At 45.4% G+C, this 2,073-nt stretch carries 2 protein-coding genes and 1 pseudogene; 2 read left to right on the forward strand and 1 reads right to left on the reverse strand.

All coding sequences use genetic code 11. The annotated features are described in order from the left end of the window. A pseudogene (locus Q0C29_RS10375) lies at positions 1 to 269 on the forward strand (hypothetical protein); the annotation flags it as partial. Positions 270 to 701: 432 nt separating this feature from the next. Then, the gene (locus Q0C29_RS10380) at positions 702 to 839 is read left to right on the forward strand and encodes a hypothetical protein (protein ID WP_292000591.1); all 138 of its coding nucleotides are present in this window, start codon (positions 702 to 704) and stop codon (positions 837 to 839) included. A gap of 262 nt (positions 840 to 1,101) precedes the next feature. Here Q0C29_RS10380 and Q0C29_RS10385 read toward each other — a convergent pair. Next, the coding region (locus Q0C29_RS10385) for a hypothetical protein (protein ID WP_292000592.1) at positions 1,102 to 2,073 on the reverse strand (972 nt) is incomplete at its 5' end.

Below are 2,073 nucleotides of genomic sequence, written 5' to 3' on the forward strand. Positions count from 1 at the left end.
TCCTGGCCAGCTTGTTCCCATCAATGACTGCCATATTCATGAGGGTCTACTTCTACCCAGTGGCCATAGCCCTGGTCCCAGTTTTAGCCTTCCTCGGGGTTTACGGTATATGGGCCACGTTTAGGAATAGGGTTAGTAGGGTTGCCATAATTGGGGCTAGGGTATTGGCTAAGGTTATCATTGTTATGATGGAGTTCGTTAACGATGACTCTAGGTACCCGTACCTATTCCTGCATGGTGAGGGGGCGTTGAGGCTAGTCAACTATTGAACTACCTAATGCCCCTACCTACCTCGGCTATATATAATGGCCCTCTCCACTTTAATCTTCCTAGCCGTATTCAGCGTAACGTTCTACTACGCAATATTAAGGAGATTCATACCAGAGGTTGAGTAGATAAGTAACTTTATGTCTTTATGTATAGCTAAGCGTTAAAAGTGACTGTGTTTATTCAGTCTAGGAAATGATGACCACATTAAGATAGTGTCGAGCTAAAACGTTAAGGAGGGTAATACACTATTTGATGAGGTTTACCTAATCCACAACCTTGATGATGTTAATGCCTCAATTACGGTGTTTAGTAAGAGACTCTCCTTCCCATTCATAATAGGTGCCTTAACGGGTGGTACAGATACGGCGGCTAAGGTTAATACAACCCTGGCCAAGGCTGTTGAGTAGGGCTGCTGCGTAGTTCAGCTAGGCATGTATGTGGGTTCCCAGAGAGTCTCCATAGAGCATCCAGAAACAGCCTACAGCTTCAGGGTGATTAAGGACAATGCGCCAACGGCGCTTAAGATAGCCAACCTAGGGGCGCCCTGGGCAGCTAGGCCTAATTCGTGAAATCTACCACTAAATATTCTAAACTTTCAAATAAGTTACCATCCCCCACAAAACCCCTAAACCAGCCGGTTCAGGCGGTACGTGAATACCTCACCCATCAGCCACGAGGGCTCTCATCAACAAAAACCCAACAAACCCAACCTTAAAACCTAAAGGTGTAAGGGTTTAAAAGAGTACATAAACGAGGCACCAGGCGGGGTGCCAAGCTAGACGAAGATTTAGATTACAACACTTGGTTACTAATGTGAAGACTTTATCAAATTTAGGTGTCATTAAGGCATTCAAGGTTTCGCATTGCTGCAACTATCCTAACTCTTCTCTTTTCGTTACTGGTCTCGTTTAGCCATCTATAAAGTAGTTCACAGACCGGTTTCCTGAGCCGCTCATCGCTCTTAACCTTACTATGCGTTATTGAGATCGTGTAACCTTCACCATCAACGTACATTATTGGGTTATAACCGGCATTCCTAAGCTCCTCAATTAACCTCAACGCCTTGCTCCTATCCCTCCTCCATGCTCTAAGCTCAACCTCGTAGTCGCTCCTGATGCGTATGTTCATCTTAACGTCTGTACCAGGTACATTAATTGATGACTTCCCAATTTCTCTAACCTCCATATTAGCTAACTCAATCATCCTCTTAAGCTTCTCACCATCGGGCAAGCCCGCACCCAACTCGACGAGCTCCCTAATGTCTGGTATCTCGAACCACGCCCTAGCTAACTTAATGGCCTTGCTTATACGAACCTCAACCTCAATCCTGTACTCATTCATATACGGCCCAATGAAGCCAAGTTCATCAATCATCCTCTTGATTATGCCGAGCCAATAACGCTCATACTTACTTAAACCCATCACGAGCCTCACATACTTCCCACCAACATTAACATAACCATCGCCCCAAATCACCGACGCCAGGAAGGCTTTAAGGCCCTCGATACTGAGCCTCTTGACCTCCTCTACGATTTCTCCTCTACTCTTCGCCCTGTGATCATTTGCAATTAAGTGCCATTTAATTGAGATGCCCTCCTCATTTATATTTATGCCGTTTATATGCATATATACTTTTCCAGGGTAGGAGAGCGCCCATAAAAGAACTTGCCAAGGCTGGTTCGTGCTCATGGCTGGGTGCCCATATTCAATGCTCACATCTGTCATTTCCCAGCCATGTTGAACCAGGTTTAGTACCTCCTCGTCGCTGAACGTGTTAGCTACCTTAACGTAGCCTCCTTTGAG

The sequence above is a fragment of the Caldivirga sp. genome (genome assembly GCF_023256255.1).
GTDB lineage: Archaea > Thermoproteota > Thermoprotei > Thermoproteales > Thermocladiaceae > Caldivirga.